The sequence below is a fragment of the Herbaspirillum sp. ST 5-3 genome, from assembly GCF_004804275.1.
Taxonomy (GTDB): domain Bacteria; phylum Pseudomonadota; class Gammaproteobacteria; order Burkholderiales; family Burkholderiaceae_D; genus Noviherbaspirillum.
Genome location: NZ_STGI01000001.1, coordinates 535,413 through 552,028 on the forward strand (window position 1 = coordinate 535,413; position 16,616 = coordinate 552,028).

The following is a 16,616-nucleotide window of genomic DNA, read 5'->3' on the forward strand; positions in this document are numbered from 1 at the left end:
ACATGGACACACGAACAATTCTCGCAGAACTCGCCATCAAGGAATTCGGCTGCGATCCCGCGAAGATCGCGCCCGAGGCATCGATTGCCGAACTCGGAATCGACTCGATCGGCTTGCTGGAATTCATCTTCCGCATCGAAGACATATTCGGCATCGAGGTCGACAACGCACAGGCTGCGAACCTGAAGAGCCTGTCGGATATTGCTGCCCTGGTTGACCAGCTTCGCGCATCCACGGTGCAATGAGCAAGCCCGAGCGCGTTTTGATAACAGGTATCGGGGCCGTATCGTCCCTCGGGGTCGGTGTCGAACCTCTTTTTGCCGGCGCCCTGGCCGGGACATCCGGCGTTCGCCCCTGGCCTGCGGCAGAAGGCCGTTGGGTTGCGGCGACCATACCGGACGAGATGGCGCTTCGCTCCATGCCCGGACTGCCGACCAATGTTGACCGGCATGTCACGCTCGCCTCGCTGGCCGTGCGCGAAGCCATGTCGGATGCCCGGCTGGCGGAATTTTCTTCCGCGCAGAGCGAACGCTCGGGCGTGTATTGGGGAACGGGCGTGGGCAGCGCGGCGACCACGGAGAGCAGCTATGCACGCCTGCATGGCGGGCAGCGGATCGGCCCCATGACCGTCCTGCTGGCGATGCAGAATGCGGCCTTGGCGCAGATCGCTCTCGAATTCGGACTGCGAGGTCCGCAGCTTTCCGTTTCGCAGGCATGCGCGTCGGCGGCTGCGGCCATCGGCGAGGCCATGCTCGCGCTGCGATGGGGCCGCGCCGACCGCATCGTTGTCGGCGGGTCGGAGGCGCCCGTCATGCAAGGTCAGATGCAGGCATGGGAGGCATTGCGGGTGCTCGCTCGCCGGGATGAAGGCGCGCCGGAGAAGAGTTGCAGACCTTTCGACCGCAGGCGAAGCGGTCTGGTGCTGGGGGAAGGCGCCTCGGCTTTCGTGCTTGAACGCGAAAGCGTGGCGCTGGAGCGCGGCGCGCGGGTGCATGCCGAATTGTGCGGATACGGCAATGCCGGAGACGCCAGCCATTATGCGCGGCCCGATGCGGACGGCCAGCGGCGGGCGATGAGTCTGGCAGTGCGGGATGCCGGTCTGGCGCCGGCGGAGATCGGCTATATCAATGCCCATGCAACCGCGACAACGATCGGGGACCAGACGGAAGCCGCCGCGATCCGCGACTTCTTTTCGGGCTCGGATGCGTTGCCTGCGGTATCATCCACGAAAGGCGTGCACGGGCATACGCTGGGAGCGGCCGGAGCACTGGAACTGGCGATTACCGTGCTTGCGCTCGAACATGGCCGGCTTCCGCCCACCGCACATCTCGAGGAACCAGACGTGGATGGCATCAATCTCCTATTCGGTGAAGCAAGGCACATGCAGATCGAAGCAGCATTGTCGAATACCTTTGCCTTCGGCGGCAGCAATGTGTCGCTTGCCATCAAGCGTTACGGCCCCGGCTGAACATGCGCATTCTGCTCATTGAAGACGACGTCATGGTGGCCTCCGGCATACGCGAGGCGTTGGAAAAGTCGGGTAACGCCGTGGACCACAGCCTCTCGGCCGAGCCGGTCGAGCACGCGATGGAACTGACGCAGTACGATCTTGCGATCGTCGATATCGGCTTGCCCGGCATGAGCGGCCATGAATTCATTCGACGTATCCGTGCCCGCAACATCACCGTTCCCATCCTCATACTGACTGCGCGCGACGGAATCGATGATCGCGTGAAAGGACTGGATCTGGGCGCGGACGACTACATGGTCAAACCCTTCCACCTTACCGAACTGCAGGCGCGCATGCGCGCCCTGATACGGCGCAGCCGCTCCGTCGCATCCTCCGAACTGAGCGTGGGTCCCCTGAGCCTGGACCTCGCCCGCCGCACTGCGACGATGAGAAACCAACCCATCGAACTGACAGGCCGCGAGTGGGACATCCTCCAGCATTTGATGCTGGCCAGCCCGAACGTCGTCCCCAAGAAAAAACTGGTGGAGAGCCTGAGTGAGTGGGACAACGAGCTGACCATGAACGCCATTGAAATCTACATATGCCGCCTGCGCACCAAACTTCGCAACAGCGGGGTCGAAGTCCGCACCTTGCGCGGAATAGGTTACCGCGTCGATGAGACCGCCCCGTCCTGAACCGGCGCGCCAGACGCTGCGCCGACGTCTGCTCCTGTCCCTGTTGTTGCCGCTTGCGGCCTTGCTCCTGCTGGGCATGCCATTTGACTATCGGCTCGCGGTCAGCCCCGCTGAAGAAGCCTACGACTATGCACTGACGGAGAGTGCCTTCGAACTCGCTGCACGTGTCGTCGTTCGAGACGGCGCATTGATTGTCGATCTTCCGCACGACATTGAGTCGCTCATGCGCGCCGATCGCACCGACCAGGAATTTCTGGCGGTCTACGATCCGCATGGCCGCCTCCTTGCAGGAGATGCCGACCTGACTCCGGATCTCGCGTTGCCCGATAGCGGCCTGCTCATTTCTGACACAGTGCTTCGCGGATTCAAAATCCGGAAAGCGACCTACAAGAAGTCGACCAGTCTCGGTGACGTTACCGTGATGTTTGCAGAGACAATCAGGAAACGCGACCGCGCCCGCTCCAGGATACTGGCAACGATGGTCCTGCCCAACGTCCTGCTCGTCCTTGCCACCCTCGTGCTGGTGTACTTCGGCGTGCGACGAGGCCTGGCGCCCTTGAATCGCCTTGGGCAGGAGATCGCCAATCGGCCTGCGCACGACACCAGCCCGATACCGAAACGCGACACGCCGGGAGAGGCGGAACCGCTCATCAACGCGATGAACGTCCTCATTTCGGAGCTGCGGGCCGCGGCCACCGCGCAGCAGGTATTTCTTGCAAACGCCGCGCATCAGTTGAAGACGCCACTGTCAGGCTTGCAGACCCAACTTGAACTCGCCGCCCAGGAACTCCCCGAGGAATACAGCAGCCGCGTGGTTCGTTTGCGCGACGCCACCAGGCGACTTGGCCATCTGACGCATCAGCTGCTCGCATTGGCGCGCTCTGGATCCGAGGCAAACATCGGGAACGAGCACCGGAAGATCGACCTTGCGGAACTGTTGCGCGCCAGTGCATCGTCCTGGTTCGATGCAGCCCTGGCAAAGGACATCGACCTCGGATTCGAACCCGAGCCGGCCGTCGTCGAAGGCTCGGAATGGCTGCTGAGGGAATTGCTGGCCAACCTGATCAACAATGCAATCCAATACACCCAGCGTGGAGGAACGGTAACCGCCCGCAGTGGCATCGGTGGAGACGGCCGGCCGTTTATGGAGGTGGAAGACAACGGGCCCGGCATTCCGCAAGGCGCGCATGCCCGCATCTTCGATCGCTTTTACCGGCTTGCGGACGGATCGCCCACCGGGACTGGCCTGGGCCTGGCAATTGTCAAGGAAGTGGCCGACCGCCATGATGCGACGATCAGCCTGCGGAGTTCCTCGCCGGATGGCGGGACCTGCATCAGGGTGAGTTTTGTGCCGACGTCGGAATGATTGGCTCGTCTTGCGTCATTCGGGCACTCCGTCAACAAGAATCCGAATATCGCGATCACGGCCGCACAAGCCGAGCGCGCCAACGTCTGTCGTGCCCGCATCTCTCCATCTCATCCATGCGCAGCGTTCCACCATTGACGGTGGAACGCTGTTCTCGATACCGGTGGCAAAAATGAATCCGGCGACATCGCGACACCCTTTCGCGACTGCAACGATGTCAGGTTGACCCTGCACGGTAGACAAAGTTCTATTCCGCAACCATGGCCATTTCTGCGCGGCGCGAGTTGACCGCGGCGACGAAGCAAGTGAGCGAGAGGAGGGAAACCGCAAGCAGGATGCCGAGCAGCCATGCCGGCGAGGAATTGAATTCGATAAACGCGGCGGCCACGATCGGGCCTGCCGCCTTGGCAATCATGGACGGCCCGGCCAGCGCGCCGGAAATCGCGCCATAGTTCTCGCGCCCGAACAAGGCCTGCGGCACGGTGCCGCGCACGATCGTCAGCACCCCATTGCTGCCGCCGTACAAGATGCAGAACGCCGCCACCGCATACTGATGCTGGCCGAGGAAGAGCAGCGCCAGCAAGCCGGCAGGCAAGGTGGCAAAGGTCAGCTTGCCGACCGTTTGCGGCCGCACATGCCGCTCGAAGGCCATTTCGCCGATGCGCCCCACTACCTGCATCGGTCCGATCAGTGTCGACATCAGCACCGCCGTGCCGGCGCTGTGGCCAAAGCGCTGCAGCATCGGAATCAGGTGCGCCGCGAGCACCGAAAAGATGAACATGTTGGCGGAAAAGGCGAAGGCCAGCTTCCAGAAGGTCGGGTCGCGCAGCGCTTCATGCAGGGTGTAGTTGCGCACCGCATGCGCTCCGGGCGGCGGAAGGCGGCGCGGGCCGGTTTGCAACAAGGCGTGCAGCGGCGCGCACAGCGCAAGATGCACGATGCCGTAGACCAGGAAAGTATCGCGCCAGCCGAGCATGCCGTTGAGCTTCAGCGTCAGCGGCCACGCCACGGTGCTGGCCAAACCGCCGAACAGGGTCAGCACGGATATGCCCTTGCGCGGGCTGTGCAGGAATTCGCGGTTGATGGTGGCAAACGCCGCTTCGTACAAGACCATCGCCATCGCCACGCCGATCACGCTCCATGCGGCGTAATACAGCACCACCGAATGCGAAAGCGCGACACCGATCATGCCGATGCCGGCCAGCACGGAACCAATGCCCATCACCGCACGTCCGCCAATGCGATCGATCAGCATGCCCGCCGGCGTCGCGGCCAGGCCCGAGATCAGCAGTCCCCAGGAATAGGCGCCGAACACCAACTCGGTGCGCCAGCCGAACTCCTGCTGGATGTCATGCGCCACGATGGCGAATGCGTAGTACATCGAGCCCCAGGACACGATCTGCGTGAAGGCCAGAATGCGGATTATCTTCCAGGGATCTCTGCTGTTGCTCATGCGTGCTTCTCAACCGGGCGCCAATGGCGCCGCGCGATAAAGGGAACTCCGGACCTGCGGAGGAAGTTGTCGTGAATTCATGCAATTGGCGCGAATGCCCTGCGCCAGCCAATGTCAGAATCCCAAGCGCTATTCTGCCAGCGAAACTTCGACGCGTCTTACCAGCGCGAAAAATGGTCTTCGGTTACGCCGACCAGACGCGTGACTGTCCGTGGCGCCGCATCGGAGGAGGATTTGACCCAGCCGCTGAAACTGCCGACCGGTTGCACGTAGCGCGATGCCGCAATCAGCAGGTTTTTGTCTTCGCGGCGCGCGCCTTCGGGCTGGAAACGCAGATCCAGCAAACCGTCGTCGGTGCGGATGTGCCAGGGCGCGAGCGGATCGGCAGGGTCATGCTCGAAGCGCGCTGCCCCGAGCGGAATCAGGCGGCCATCCAGCCACAAGGCATTCTCCTGATCGCCGAAATAGCCGGACTGCAGGTTGAATCCCAGTTCCAGGTTATGCGCGGACGCCCATTGCCATGCCGTTTCGCGCGCCAGCAATCCGTTCGAATAGTCGAAACTGGCCACGCCACCCTGCAAATCGTAGGCACGCTGGCCGGCTTGCACCTTGCCCGTCAGCGGCATGCCGGAAGACTTCTGCGTCGCGTGCACCGACCCTCCGCACACCGGGCCGACCGCGAGCAGCAATGGCGCGCAACCGGCGGCCAGAAATTCCGCCTCGATCCGGAACGCGCCGCAATGCAAGGCGAGCCGATGGCGCTGTCCGTCATGCACTTCATACACGATGTGATTGCCGAGCCAATGGAATGCACTGCCCTGCCCCGGATGCTTCGCCACGCGTGCGCCCAGCCCCGGCAGCCCGTTCTGCGAGTAAGCAGCCACTTCCTTGCGCAGGCGGCGGTCGAAGGCATACGCGAAGGCGGTATTGGTCCAGCCGAGATCGACGATGGCCAGCCCGCAAAACAGCTCTTCGGTGGCGAGCGCAATGTATTGCCAGCGCTTGTGGTGAAAACGCCGCCAGAGCGCGCTGCGGGCGTAGGGCGCGGCCAGGCGCGACCAGTCGATGCTTGCCGCCGAACCGGCAAAGCGGCCGAAGCGGGCTTGTCCGTCGCGTTCCGGAATCTGGCGCGGTGCGGCCGGCAGTCTGTCTTCTGGTGAATCACGCATTGTTCATTCGTTTTTTTTATGGCTGCGTCGCCAGGCGAAGTACCGCCTCGCGCGCCGCGTTTTCCAATCCTTCGAGTTCCGGCCGCCTCGGGCGATTGCGTACGCGGAACAGCATCAGCCCCTCGACCTGCGCCACGATCAGTGCCGCGCGCACAATGTAATCCTCATCCGAGATGTGCGGCGACATGCCCTGGATCAGCTTGAAGATCGCCTTCCTCTCGCGCGCCTGCATCTTTTCCATCAATGCGGAGGCAAAGGTGTTGCGCGTGGCCAGTGCCCAGAATTCGAAAAACATGCCGCGCATGACCGGGCTGCCCAGCTCTTCGAGAAACATGTCGATCGTGGCCAGGAACTGCTCGACGCGCGACTTGCCTTCCATCGACGCGATGATGCTGTCGATCTTTTCCTGAAGCTGGTTCATCGCATCCAGCAGCAAGGCCTCGATCAGTGTGTCCTTGCTGCCGTAGTAATGCTGCACATTGCTCAGGCTCGCACCGACCTGCGCGGCGACGCGGCGCATCGACAGGCCGCCGTAACCTTCGGCCGCGAATATTTCGCGTGCCGCCTGCAGGATGTCGTGCGCGCGCTCGTAGCCCTTTTCCGTCGTGTTCGATGTTTTTCGCTTGAGCGAAGTCTTGAGGGTGGGTGACATGGTGAGGGTCTGACATCAACAGCTATTGATCAATCGCAAAATTATCCCACGCGCGTTGACGAATAGGCCACTTGACCTATAATATTTAACTTTAGGTCATCCGACCTATAAGAACAATAATCGTCAATCCTCACGTTGATGGAGCGCAAAATGAGCCGCAAAGTATATGTATCGGGCGTAGGCATGATCCCCTTCGCCAAGCCGGGCGCCAGCGCCAGCTATGACCAGATGGGCGCTGCGGCCGGACGGCTCGCGCTGGACGACGCCGGAATCCGCTATGAAGACGTGCAGCAAGCCTATGTCGGCTATGTGTACGGCGACTCCACCAGCGGCCAGAAGGCGGTGTACCAGCTGGGCATGACGGGCATCCCCATCGTCAACGTCAACAACAACTGCTCGACCGGTTCGACCGCGCTGTTTCTCGCGCGGCAGGCGGTGGCCAGCGGCGCGGCCGACTGCGTACTGGTGGTCGGCTTCGAGCAGATGAGCCCCGGCGCGCTCGGCTCCGTGTTCCGGGATCGCCCCACGCCCTTCGACGCCTTCGACGCGGTGACCGACAAGCTGGTCGGCATGCCCGAGATTCCGCTCGCGCTGCGCTACTTCGGCGGCGCGGGCCTGAGCCACATGAAGAAATACGGCACCAGGCTCGATGCCTTCGCCAAGATCCGCGCGAAAGCCAGCCGTCACGCCGCCAACAATCCGCTCGCCCTGTTCAAGCAAGTGGTGTCAGCCGACGACGTGATGAACGCGCCGATGATCTGGCCCGGCGTGATGACGCGCCTGATGGCCTGCCCGCCCACCTGCGGCGGCGCGGCGGCGGTGCTGGTCTCGGAAGAATTTGCCAGGGCGAAGGGCTTGAACATGTCGGTGCACATCGCCGCCCAGGCTATGACAACCGACCGGCCGAGCACCTTTGAGTCCGGTGACATGATGAAACTGGTCGGCTACGACATGGCGAAGGAAGCAGCGAACAAGGTGTATGAAGAAGCCGGCATCGGCGCAAGCGACCTCGACGTGGTCGAGCTGCACGACTGCTTCGCACAAAACGAACTGATCACCTATGAAGCACTCGGTCTGTGCCCGGAAGGCGGCGCGGAAAAATTCATCGACGATGGCGACAATACCTATGGCGGCAAGGTGGTGACCAATCCCTCCGGCGGCTTGTTGTCAAAGGGCCATCCGCTGGGCGCGACCGGCCTCGCGCAATGCTATGAACTCACGCACCAGTTGCGCGGCACGGCGCAGGCGCGCCAGGTGGAAGGCGCGCGCGTGGCCCTGCAGCACAATCTCGGCCTTGGCGGCGCCTGCGTGGTAACGTTGTATCAGGCTTCCTGATATCGCTGCCGGCAATAAGAGCGTCTAACAACAATCATATCGAGAGGAACGACATGAACACCACCTCCCCCTGGATGACACCGGAACTCGAAGGCTTCCGCGATGCAGTGCGCCGCTTTGTCAACGCGGAAATCGTGCCGCATCAGGAAACCTGGAAAAAGCAGCAGCACGTGGACCGCGCGGTGTGGAGCAAGGCCGGCGAAATGGGCATGCTGCTGGCCGATATTCCCGAGGACTTCGGCGGCTCTGGCGGCAGCTTTGCGCATCAGTGCATCGTGTTCGAGGAACTCAGCTATGTGGGCGATACCGCCTTCGGGCTGCACGTGCATGCCATCGTCGCTCACTACTTGCTGAACCAGGGTACCGAGGCGCAGAAGAAGAAGTACCTGCCCAAACTCGCCAGCGGTGAAATGATCGCCGCCATTGCCATGACGGAGCCGGGCGCGGGCTCGGACCTGAAAGGCATCCGCACCACGGCGCTGAAAGACGGCGACGCCTACGTGCTGAACGGCTCCAAGACCTTCATTTCGAACGGTTACATGGCCGATCTGATCCTGGTGGTGGCGAAGACCGAGCCGCAAGCCGGTGCCAAGGGCGTGTCGCTGATGCTGCTGGAAACCCGCGACTGTCCGGGCTTTCGCGTCGGTCGCATCCTCGAAAAGCTCGGTCAGAAAGGCCAGGACACCTGCGAGCTGTTCTTCGACGGCGTGCGCATGCCGCTCGACAGCGTGCTGGGCGGCGTCGAAGGCAAGGGCTTTGCGCAACTGATGAATGAACTGCCCTACGAGCGCACCATCATCGGCGTTTCCGGCGTGGCCAGCATCGAGCGCGCGTTGCGCCTCACCGTCGAGCATGCGCGCGAGCGCAAGGCATTCGGACAGGCGCTGATCGAGATGCAGAACACGCGTTTCCTGCTGGCCGAAGTCAAGACCGAGGCCACCGTCGCGCGCACCTTCATCGACCGCTGCATCGTCGACATGATCGAAGGCCGCATGGATACCGAACTGGCGTCGATGGCGAAATACTGGATCTCCGACCTGCAGTGCACGACGATCGACAAATGCCTGCAGCTCTTCGGCGGCTATGGCTACATGATGGAGTATCCGATTGCGCAAATGTATGCCGATGCACGTGTGCAACGCATCTACGGCGGCGCCAACGAAATCATGAAGGAAATCATTTCACGCTCGTTGTAATATAGCGTGATCATGAAGATACAAATCGCCTCGGACCTGCACCTCGAATTCTTCGCGCGCCGCTTTCCGGAATATCGGATTGTCGCGCCGACCGATGCCGACGTGCTGGTCATCGCAGGCGATATTCATCAGGGAACCGGCGCCGTCAATGCCTTCCGCGACTGGCCGATTCCGGTCATCTATATCCACGGCAATCACGAGGCTTACCACCGCGACTATCTTGATACGGTAAAAGAGCTGCGCACGGCTTCGGCCGGCACGAACATTCGATTTCTCGAATGCGACGAGCATGTGCAGGGCGGCGTGCGCTTCCTGGGCTGCTGCCTCTGGACCGATTACGGACTGTACGGCGATCGCAAGGCCGAAGCCATGGAAGAAGCGGAACGCACCCTGATCGACCATGAGCTGATCAAGATGAACGGCAACTTCTTCACCGCGCGCGACGCCGAGGCCTTGCATCATGCGGCGCGCGCATGGCTGGAGAACAAGCTGCAGGAAGCTTTCAGCGGCCCGACCGTGGTGGTCACGCATCATGCACCGCATCCGTCCTCGATTCATCCACGCTTCGCCGGCAGCCTGCTGAATCCGGCATTCATCACCGACCTTGGTCCGCTGGTGGAACAGGCCGATGTGTGGATCCACGGCCATGTGCACGACAGCTTCGACTACCGCGTGGGCAAGACGCGCGTGATCGCCAATCCGCGCGGCTACACGCTCAACCGCTCCAGCGCCCAGTCACCCGATCAGCTGCAATGGGAGAATCCCGCCTTCGATCCGGGCATGGTGATCGAGGTTTAGCTTTGTTTTCCCTTGCGCTGGCGGTCATACTTGCGCCAGTACTGGAATTCCTCTTCATGCACTTCGAAGTCCAGGTCCATGATGCGCGCCTGCAAGCGCTCCTGCACATCCGCGACGGCCTTGTTGTAGACCAGCGGGCCGATCTCTTCCAGAAAGAATGACAGAAGGCCGCTCGCCGCAATATTGCCGATGGGTTCCTCCATGTTTTCCTTGAAGTAGCGTTCGATGGACGCAACCGCTTCCTTGTGGGCTTCCCTGGAAATTTCAATGCTCATTATTCTTCCTTGAATGAATTGCGGCGCTGCGCTTGCTGTTTCAGCGTCGCCCGAAGATCAGCGAGGACGCAAGCATCGCCAGCGCGATAAAGCTCAGGATTGCCCCGGCGGCATGCGAGTATTCCCCGCGGCGGCGGAGCGCCTCCCATCCTTGCGGCAACACCGTCCAGTTCTGCGTCGCCTGGTTCGCCGGGAAAGTGAACGAGAAGAATACAACGAGGCTGAGCGCGATGCACAAGGTCGCACCCAGCGTGAAGTAGAACGCAGCACCACTCCCGCGTTGGAGCACTGCCAGCGCCGCCGTCGTGAGAAGGGCGCAGATCACCACGATGCCGAGCAAGGCCCAGCCGCGATAAATCTGCTGCACGATCAGGTAATCATCCCGATCGAGCCCGATCTTGTTGGGCAGCGCAAGCAGGTGCGCCCACCCGGCAACCATCGCGATGGCGGTGAGCAGGATGGCGAGCAATTGCAGTGCCTTGGTCATGATGCATGCTCCGCGTGAAGTGTGAGCCGATGCAAGGGCGACGCATTGACGCGGTGTTCAATCACCTCGCGGCGCGTCCACCCACCATTGCGCCGGCCGCTTTCCGGAAGTCTTCCAGTCGCGATAGAAATCCAGTTTCGCCATCAGCAGTTTCCTGTTGCCGGCGAGTTCCTTCATCTGCTGGTCGATGCGCCGCAGATGGCGTTCAAGCAAGGCCACGCGGTCGTCGAGGCTTTGTTTGCCTCGACTGACCAGTGCCGCATACTCTTGCATCTGCGCCAGCGTCATGCCGGTACGCTGCAAGCGCTCCAGGAAAAGCAGCCATTGCACGTGCTGCACATCGTACTGCCTGCGGCCGCCGGCATCGCGTGTAACGAAGGGCATCAGGCCGATCGATTCATAATAGCGCAGCGCATGGATGCTTTTTCCGGTGCGTTCCGCGAGTTCGCCTATGCGCAAGTGGTCTGGCATTGTTTCCCCCTTGTTGAGTGGACGGGAGGCCGATGGTGATTCTGACATCAGCGTAGCACGGCCCCCCCGCTGGCGTCAGCGGGCCGCCACAGGCACCGGGTCGCCGAGCGCCGCGGCGACCAGTTGCGTGTCGAGATATTCGGTCAGCTCCTTCATGCGTCCTTGTTCCATGCGGCACACATAGCAATAGGCATTGTTATAAGGCACGCCTGTCTTCGTCTCGACCTTGCCGCGGCATTCGACCACCACGTAATCGTCTTCCGCGATGATGCGATGCGCAGTGTTGGTGTACTGTCCGGCGAACCGCGCGAACAAGGGTTTGAACAATTGGTCGAGCACCGCTTGCTTGCCGCGATAGACGCCGGACCAGCTCGTGCTCCCCTGCATGATCCAGCAGAAGTCGTCATGCAGGCATTCGATGAAGGGTTTGCCATTGCCCTGCGCTAATTCGTCGAAGATTTCCCGCATGCGTTGCTTGTTTTCCAGTGCAGTCATGATGTTTCTCCTTTCGATTGACCGGATTGCATTAAAGATGCTCGAGTGCGCTCTAGGTCAAGGAAAATATTCGACCCGCTTCAAATCGTGCGCGAACGCACTGAAACGCATATCCACGGTGCAGCTTTGGTAGAATGGTCCTACCTCGCACAATCATCCATCCGATGCGCCTGACCCAATTTTCCGATATCGGACTTCGTGTCCTGATGTATCTTGCCCGCAGTGGCGAGAGACCCAGGCCGGTGACCGTTGCGGAAATCGCCACGCAATTCGAGATTCCGGTCAACCATCTGGTCAAGGTCGTCGGGCACCTGGCGCGCTCCGGCTGGGTGCTGGCAACGCGGGGACGCAACGGCGGCATCCGCCTTTGCGTCGAGGCGTCCGGCCTGAAGATCGGTTCCGTGCTGCGCGAACTCGAAGGCGATACCGAGCTGGTCGGCTGCGACAGCCGCGGCTGCAGCCTGAGACGCAGCTGCAAGCTGCGCGAGGCGCTCAAGGTGGGCCTGGGTGCCTTCTACGGCGCAATGGACGGCTATACGCTGGCGGACATTACCGACAGCCGGACCGGCGAGCAGCTCGCGCGCATGCATCGCAGCTTCCTGAAAAAAACCCCTTGCGGCGCTGCCGGTCCGCGGATGAACTGAGCGGTTTTCCAGGCTTTACATTGCTGACACGCCAACCCCTTATCTCGGGCAACCCCGATGGGCGCCAACGCACCCTCACCTATCTCGATGCCCGGCATCGCATGGCACTTGACTATCATGAAATTTGAAACAATCACGGAAGAATCGATTCGTGTCCTGGTCGACACCTTTTACGACGGCGTGCGCAAGGATGCAGTCCTCGGACCGGTGTTCGAGGAAGCGCTGCACGGCGCATGGGACACGCACATGCCGCGCATGTATGCGTTCTGGTCGACAGTGCTGCTCGGCACCAGCAGCTTTCAGGGGAACGTGTTCGGCAAGCACATGGCGCTCAGCGGCATTCGCGAGGAGCATTTCGTACGCTGGCTGACGCTGTTCAAGGACACCGCGACGCGCTTGTTCGAGGATGCAGCGGCGGCCGAGATGCTGGAAATCGCCGACCGCATCGCGGGCAGCCTGCAGCTCGGCTACTTCGGCGAACGGACGGTGCGACTGTAGCCTACCGTCCCGTCTGATAGCACCAGTGCCATGGTTCGTAAATGAACCCCAGGTCGTTCCCGCGCGGGTAGGACAGCGTGAAGCTGAATCGATCGGCATGGCTGCACAGCCAGCGGAACGCGTCGGTGTGCTCGAAAGGCTCTTCGGTGGCGACGCAGCCCGGCGTGTTGATATCGACCGCGCGCCCGGTGTGATGTTCGCTGTACCCCGGCGGCGCGCTCAGCGTAAGGATGGTTTCGATCGGCATGTCGCGCGCAAGCTTGGCACGAATGATCTCGATCTGCCGTTCGACGCTGCGAAATGCGGAGACCACTTCCAGCACGACGCCATCTTCTTTCGCCGCATCCTTCATCGCCCACCACGCCTGCGCCGCTTCGGGCACGAGCAGGTACTCGCGGTTGCTTTCATCGGTTTCGGCAATCACCAGCTCACTGGCTTCCACGTAAAACGGGAGGCGCTTGCGTGCGATGAGTTCGTCAGGGATGCCCAGTGCGTCGAGCGCCAGGCTGATTCGGTTGCGGTATTCGTGGATCGACATTGCGGATTTGGCATTGCCGGCATGGCATGGGCCGGCGGAATGGGAAACAGAACACTAGAATACCGCCCTCCCGCGTCGATGCAAAGCGCGCGGCAACAACACGAACCGCCAAATTGCAAACGTCGGACGGGAGCCGATTGAAACGAGCCCGTCGGACAATGCCGCAATGGCAATCCATACGCGTGACTGCTTAGCCAGCAGCATTCAGCGCTGTCTCGATCTCTTGACGTTTTAACTCCGGCGCGAACGCCAGAATGAAGTCATAGACATAGGAACGCAAATACGCGCCGCGGCGGACTGCCAGCCTGGTCAGGTTGGGCGCGAACAGGTGTGCGGCCTTGACCGCGCACAGGCCCGGCGCCAGATTGTTCTCGGCCGCCATGGAGGCAACGATGCCGACGCCGAGTCCGAGCGATACGTACTGCTGGATCACGTCGGAATCCATGGCAGTCAACACGATGTCGGTGCTGATGCCGCTTTCACGAAATGCATCGTCGATATGACCGCGGCCGGTGAATCCGACGTCATAGGTAATGAGCGGATACTCAGCCAGCTGCTGCAATGACACCTTCTCGACATCGCTCAGCGGATGGCCTTGCGGAACGACGATCATGTGGCTCCAGCGATAGCACGGAAAGGAAACCAGCTCGTCGAACTGGCTGAGGCCTTCGGTCGCGATGCCGACGTCGGCCCTGCCGGAAATGACCCATTCCGCGATATGCTCGGGCGCGCTTTGCTGCAGGGCGATGCGCACTTCCGGGAACGCGTTGCGAAAGGACTGCACGACGCGCGGCAATACATAACGGGCCTGCGTGTGCGTTGTGGCGACGGCGAGCGTACCGCTGCGCTCGCCCGCATATTCCTGACTGGCCTGGCGCAGGTTTTCCGCTTCCAGCAACAGGCGCTCGATGATCTGCAGAATGCCCCTGCCGGGATCGGTGAGGCCGGTGAGGCGCTTGCCGTTGCGCTCGAAAATCTCGACGCCCAGTTCCTCTTCCAGCTCGCGGATCTGGCGGCTGACGCCCGGTTGCGAGGTGAACAGCACATTGGCGACTTCGGTCAGGTTGTAGCCGCGCCGGGCCGCTTCACGGACTGAACGCAATTGTTGAAAATTCATTTGCTTCCCCTCAGGCGGCGTGGTCGACGAAGACGCGGAGGCGCTTCGGGCGCACCAGCAGCATCTCGCCTTGGGTCAGGCCCAGTTGCGCGTAACGTTCGGTGGAAATGACGGCCTCGATCAGTTGCGCGTTGTCGGCGCGTTCGAGTTCCAGCTGCGCCAGCGGTCCGATCGCGTGGGCATGCCGCAAGCGGGCGATGATGCCTTCGGCGCCGGCGGTATAAGCTTCGATCTCGATGTCATGCGGGCGCACGTAGCCGATGCCTTGCGCGTCGCGTGCCTGTGCATGATCGGGTGCGTCCAGCGCCATGCCGCCGGCATCCAGCACGCCTTCATGCACGCGTCCATGAAACAGGTTGACGTTGCCGAGAAAGCCGTACACGAAAGGCGATGCCGGATGGTTGTACACGTCCTGCGGCGAGCCGATCTGCTCCACTCTTCCCTTGTTCATCAGCACGATCCGGTCGGATACTTCGAGTGCTTCTTCCTGATCGTGTGTCACGAAGAGGCTGGTGACATGCAGTTCATCATGCAAGCGGCGCAGCCAGCGCCGCAGTTCCTTGCGCACCTGGGCATCGAGTGCGCCGAACGGCTCGTCCAACAGCAGTACGCGAGGTTCCACGGCGAGCGCACGTGCCAAGGCGATGCGCTGCCGCTGACCGCCGGAAAGCTGCTGCGGATAGCGGTCGGCGAGCCAGTCGAGCTGCACCAGTTCCAGCAAGGACATCACCTTTTTCCTGATGTCCGCATCCGACGGACGCATGTTGCGCGGCTTCACGCGCAGGCCGAACGCGATGTTCTCGAACACGCTCATGTGCTTGAACAGCGCATAGTGCTGGAACACGAAGCCGACCTGCCGCTCGCGCACATGATGGCCAGATGCGTCTTCGCCGTCGAGGAACACCTGGCCAGAATCGGGCTGTTCGAGGCCGGCGATGATGCGCAGCAGCGTGGTCTTACCGCAACCGGATGGCCCGAGCAGCGCAGTCAGCTGCCCCGAAGGGAAATGCAGCGACACATTGTCGAGCGCCGCAAAACTGCCGAAGCGTTTCTGAATGTTTTTGACTTCGATACCCATGATTATTCCTGATGTACTTGCAGTTTCGTGCCCTGCGCGCGCCATTCGATCAATGACTTGAGCGCGAGCGTGACGAGTGCCAGCAGCGCCAGCACCGAGGCGGCGGCGAAGGCCGCGACAAAGTTGTATTCGTTGTAGAGGATCTCGACATGCAAGGGCATGGTGTTGGTCTCGCCGCGGATGTGCCCGGAGACGACCGACACGGCGCCGAACTCGCCCATCGCCCGCGCGTTGCACAGGATCACGCCGTACAGCAGTCCCCATTTGATATTCGGCAGCGTCACATGGCGGAAGGTGCGCCAGCCGGAAGCGCCCAGCACCAGCGCGGCTTCCTCCTCCTCCGTACCCTGCGATTGCATCAGCGGGATCAGCTCGCGCGCGACGAAGGGGAAGGTAACAAAGGTCGTTGCAAGTACGATGCCGGGCACGGCGAACAGGATCCTGATGTCGTGCTCTGCCAGCCACGGCCCCAGCCATCCCTGCGCGCCGAAGATCAGCACATAGATCAGGCCCGCGATCACCGGCGATACCGAGAATGGCAGGTCGATCAGGGTCAGCAGGATGTGCTTGCCACGGAAGCTGAACTTGGCGATGCACCACGCTGCCGCCACGCCGAACACCAGGTTCAGCGGTACGGCGACGGCCGCGGTGAGCAGGGTCAGTCTGATGGCGGCCAGCGCATCGGGCTCGCCGAGCGCCACAAGATAGGCATCCCAGCCCTTCTTCAGCGCTTCCGTAAAAACTGCAAGCAGCGGAAGGAACAGGAAGAGCGCGAGGAAGGCCAGCGCAAGGCCGATCAGCAGCACGCGCACCCAGAACGGCTCGCCGGTTGCCGCGGGCGCACCGGCCGGTTCGCGCATCTGCGCCGGATTCAGCAAGGTCGTGGCGGCACCTGTCAT

General features: G+C 61.8%; 20 protein-coding genes. 9 read left to right on the plus strand and 11 right to left on the minus strand.

The annotated features are described in order from the left end of the window. Positions 1–2: 2 nt before the first annotated feature. Genes E6W33_RS02645 through E6W33_RS02660 form a run of 4 tightly spaced genes read left to right on the plus strand, consistent with a single transcriptional unit; the run spans position 3 to position 3,511 of the window. Positions 3–245, plus strand: coding sequence for an acyl carrier protein (locus E6W33_RS02645; protein ID WP_136413970.1), 243 nt, complete (start codon positions 3–5; stop codon positions 243–245). Beyond that, positions 242–1,468 (plus strand): beta-ketoacyl-[acyl-carrier-protein] synthase family protein, encoded by a 1,227-nt coding sequence (locus E6W33_RS02650; protein ID WP_136413974.1) that lies wholly within the window; start codon positions 242–244, stop codon positions 1,466–1,468. The genes E6W33_RS02645 and E6W33_RS02650 overlap by 4 nt, the downstream gene beginning before the upstream one ends. Before the next feature lie 2 nt (positions 1,469–1,470). Next, positions 1,471–2,145, plus strand: coding sequence for a response regulator (locus tag E6W33_RS02655; protein ID WP_136413976.1), 675 nt, complete (start codon positions 1,471–1,473; stop codon positions 2,143–2,145). After that, complete coding sequence (locus tag E6W33_RS02660) at positions 2,126–3,511, plus strand: sensor histidine kinase (protein ID WP_136413978.1); 1,386 nt, start codon at positions 2,126–2,128, stop codon at positions 3,509–3,511. The genes E6W33_RS02655 and E6W33_RS02660 overlap by 20 nt, the downstream gene beginning before the upstream one ends. 247 nt (positions 3,512–3,758) lie before the next feature. Here the strand turns inward: E6W33_RS02660 and E6W33_RS02665 are convergent, their stop codons facing one another. The 3 genes from E6W33_RS02665 to E6W33_RS02675 all read right to left on the minus strand — a co-directional run bounded on the left by E6W33_RS02665 (position 3,759) and on the right by E6W33_RS02675 (position 6,785). Further along, the gene (locus tag E6W33_RS02665; protein WP_136413980.1) at positions 3,759–4,964 is read right to left on the minus strand and encodes an MFS transporter; all 1,206 of its coding nucleotides are present in this window, start codon (positions 4,962–4,964) and stop codon (positions 3,759–3,761) included. A gap of 158 nt (positions 4,965–5,122) precedes the next feature. Further along, positions 5,123–6,133, minus strand: coding sequence for a DUF2804 domain-containing protein (locus tag E6W33_RS02670; RefSeq protein WP_136413982.1), 1,011 nt, complete (start codon positions 6,131–6,133; stop codon positions 5,123–5,125). Between the two features lie 16 nt (positions 6,134–6,149). Beyond that, a complete protein-coding gene (locus E6W33_RS02675; RefSeq protein WP_136413984.1) occupies positions 6,150–6,785 on the minus strand; it encodes a TetR/AcrR family transcriptional regulator in 636 nt (211 codons plus the stop codon). Between the two features lie 150 nt (positions 6,786–6,935). On the opposite strand from E6W33_RS02675, the gene E6W33_RS02680 reads away from it, so the two are divergent. The 3 genes from E6W33_RS02680 to E6W33_RS02690 are packed head-to-tail and all read left to right on the plus strand — an operon-like array spanning position 6,936 to position 10,114. Then, on the plus strand, positions 6,936–8,120 hold the full coding sequence (locus E6W33_RS02680; protein WP_136413986.1) for a lipid-transfer protein: 1,185 nt from the start codon (positions 6,936–6,938) through the stop codon (positions 8,118–8,120). Between the two features lie 53 nt (positions 8,121–8,173). Then, on the plus strand, positions 8,174–9,316 hold the full coding sequence (locus tag E6W33_RS02685; protein ID WP_168798487.1) for an acyl-CoA dehydrogenase family protein: 1,143 nt from the start codon (positions 8,174–8,176) through the stop codon (positions 9,314–9,316). A gap of 12 nt (positions 9,317–9,328) precedes the next feature. After that, on the plus strand, positions 9,329–10,114 hold the full coding sequence (locus E6W33_RS02690; RefSeq protein ID WP_136413988.1) for a metallophosphoesterase: 786 nt from the start codon (positions 9,329–9,331) through the stop codon (positions 10,112–10,114). On the opposite strand, the gene E6W33_RS02695 is transcribed toward E6W33_RS02690, so the two are convergent. The 4 genes from E6W33_RS02695 to E6W33_RS02710 all read right to left on the minus strand — a co-directional run bounded on the left by E6W33_RS02695 (position 10,111) and on the right by E6W33_RS02710 (position 11,842). Further along, positions 10,111–10,389 carry a DUF2164 domain-containing protein gene (locus E6W33_RS02695; protein ID WP_136413990.1) on the minus strand — a complete coding sequence of 93 codons (279 nt, stop codon included), beginning with the start codon at positions 10,387–10,389 and terminating at the stop codon, positions 10,111–10,113. The genes E6W33_RS02690 and E6W33_RS02695 overlap by 4 nt on opposite strands. Before the next feature lie 40 nt (positions 10,390–10,429). Continuing rightward, positions 10,430–10,876: a DUF1772 domain-containing protein gene (locus tag E6W33_RS02700; protein WP_136413992.1), complete on the minus strand. Its 447-nt coding sequence runs from the start codon at positions 10,874–10,876 to the stop codon at positions 10,430–10,432. Positions 10,877–10,933: 57 nt separating this feature from the next. Continuing rightward, positions 10,934–11,347, minus strand: coding sequence for a MerR family transcriptional regulator (locus tag E6W33_RS02705; RefSeq protein WP_136413994.1), 414 nt, complete (start codon positions 11,345–11,347; stop codon positions 10,934–10,936). 75 nt (positions 11,348–11,422) lie between these two features. Continuing rightward, positions 11,423–11,842, minus strand: a complete 420-nt coding sequence (locus E6W33_RS02710) for a nuclear transport factor 2 family protein (protein ID WP_136413996.1) — start codon at positions 11,840–11,842, stop codon at positions 11,423–11,425. 134 nt (positions 11,843–11,976) lie between these two features. Between E6W33_RS02710 and E6W33_RS02715 the strand changes: the two genes are divergently transcribed. Both E6W33_RS02715 and E6W33_RS02720 read left to right on the plus strand, forming a co-directional pair. Then, positions 11,977–12,486 carry an Rrf2 family transcriptional regulator gene (locus E6W33_RS02715; protein WP_348983144.1) on the plus strand — a complete coding sequence of 170 codons (510 nt, stop codon included), beginning with the start codon at positions 11,977–11,979 and terminating at the stop codon, positions 12,484–12,486. Between the two features lie 117 nt (positions 12,487–12,603). Next, a complete protein-coding gene (locus E6W33_RS02720; RefSeq protein ID WP_136413998.1) occupies positions 12,604–12,984 on the plus strand; it encodes a group III truncated hemoglobin in 381 nt (126 codons plus the stop codon). A 1-nt stretch (position 12,985) separates the two neighbouring features. On the opposite strand, the gene E6W33_RS02725 is transcribed toward E6W33_RS02720, so the two are convergent. The 4 genes from E6W33_RS02725 to cysW all read right to left on the minus strand — a co-directional run bounded on the left by E6W33_RS02725 (position 12,986) and on the right by cysW (position 16,616). Further along, positions 12,986–13,522: a M15 family metallopeptidase gene (locus tag E6W33_RS02725; protein WP_136414000.1), complete on the minus strand. Its 537-nt coding sequence runs from the start codon at positions 13,520–13,522 to the stop codon at positions 12,986–12,988. Between the two features lie 190 nt (positions 13,523–13,712). Further along, complete coding sequence (locus E6W33_RS02730; RefSeq protein ID WP_136414002.1) at positions 13,713–14,639, minus strand: CysB family HTH-type transcriptional regulator; 927 nt, start codon at positions 14,637–14,639, stop codon at positions 13,713–13,715. A 10-nt stretch (positions 14,640–14,649) separates the two neighbouring features. Then, positions 14,650–15,717 (minus strand): sulfate ABC transporter ATP-binding protein, encoded by a 1,068-nt coding sequence (locus tag E6W33_RS02735; protein ID WP_136414004.1) that lies wholly within the window; start codon positions 15,715–15,717, stop codon positions 14,650–14,652. A 2-nt stretch (positions 15,718–15,719) separates the two neighbouring features. Then, a complete protein-coding gene (cysW, locus tag E6W33_RS02740; RefSeq protein WP_136414006.1) occupies positions 15,720–16,616 on the minus strand; it encodes a sulfate ABC transporter permease subunit CysW in 897 nt (298 codons plus the stop codon).

Bases quoted from the DNA above. Each gene is read 5' to 3' on its own strand.
- E6W33_RS02715 (WP_348983144.1), top strand. From the start codon at position 11,977: ATGGTCCTACCTCGCACAATCATCCATCCGATGCGCCTGACCCAATTT.
- E6W33_RS02730 (WP_136414002.1), bottom strand. From the start codon at position 14,639: ATGAATTTTCAACAATTGCGTTCAGTCCGTGAAGCGGCCCGGCGCGGC.
- E6W33_RS02685 (WP_168798487.1), top strand. From the start codon at position 8,174: ATGAACACCACCTCCCCCTGGATGACACCGGAACTCGAAGGCTTCCGC.
- cysW (WP_136414006.1), bottom strand. From the start codon at position 16,616: ATGACAGGTGCCGCCACGACCTTGCTGAATCCGGCGCAGATGCGCGAA.
- E6W33_RS02700 (WP_136413992.1), bottom strand. From the start codon at position 10,876: ATGACCAAGGCACTGCAATTGCTCGCCATCCTGCTCACCGCCATCGCG.
- E6W33_RS02695 (WP_136413990.1), bottom strand. From the start codon at position 10,389: ATGAGCATTGAAATTTCCAGGGAAGCCCACAAGGAAGCGGTTGCGTCC.
- E6W33_RS02680 (WP_136413986.1), top strand. From the start codon at position 6,936: ATGAGCCGCAAAGTATATGTATCGGGCGTAGGCATGATCCCCTTCGCC.
- E6W33_RS02660 (WP_136413978.1), top strand. From the start codon at position 2,126: ATGAGACCGCCCCGTCCTGAACCGGCGCGCCAGACGCTGCGCCGACGT.
- E6W33_RS02650 (WP_136413974.1), top strand. From the start codon at position 242: ATGAGCAAGCCCGAGCGCGTTTTGATAACAGGTATCGGGGCCGTATCG.
- E6W33_RS02675 (WP_136413984.1), bottom strand. From the start codon at position 6,785: ATGTCACCCACCCTCAAGACTTCGCTCAAGCGAAAAACATCGAACACG.
- E6W33_RS02690 (WP_136413988.1), top strand. From the start codon at position 9,329: ATGAAGATACAAATCGCCTCGGACCTGCACCTCGAATTCTTCGCGCGC.
- E6W33_RS02705 (WP_136413994.1), bottom strand. From the start codon at position 11,347: ATGCCAGACCACTTGCGCATAGGCGAACTCGCGGAACGCACCGGAAAA.
- E6W33_RS02670 (WP_136413982.1), bottom strand. From the start codon at position 6,133: ATGCGTGATTCACCAGAAGACAGACTGCCGGCCGCACCGCGCCAGATT.
- E6W33_RS02710 (WP_136413996.1), bottom strand. From the start codon at position 11,842: ATGACTGCACTGGAAAACAAGCAACGCATGCGGGAAATCTTCGACGAA.
- E6W33_RS02725 (WP_136414000.1), bottom strand. From the start codon at position 13,522: ATGTCGATCCACGAATACCGCAACCGAATCAGCCTGGCGCTCGACGCA.
- E6W33_RS02665 (WP_136413980.1), bottom strand. From the start codon at position 4,964: ATGAGCAACAGCAGAGATCCCTGGAAGATAATCCGCATTCTGGCCTTC.
- E6W33_RS02655 (WP_136413976.1), top strand. From the start codon at position 1,471: ATGCGCATTCTGCTCATTGAAGACGACGTCATGGTGGCCTCCGGCATA.
- E6W33_RS02645 (WP_136413970.1), top strand. From the start codon at position 3: ATGGACACACGAACAATTCTCGCAGAACTCGCCATCAAGGAATTCGGC.
- E6W33_RS02735 (WP_136414004.1), bottom strand. From the start codon at position 15,717: ATGGGTATCGAAGTCAAAAACATTCAGAAACGCTTCGGCAGTTTTGCG.
- E6W33_RS02720 (WP_136413998.1), top strand. From the start codon at position 12,604: ATGAAATTTGAAACAATCACGGAAGAATCGATTCGTGTCCTGGTCGAC.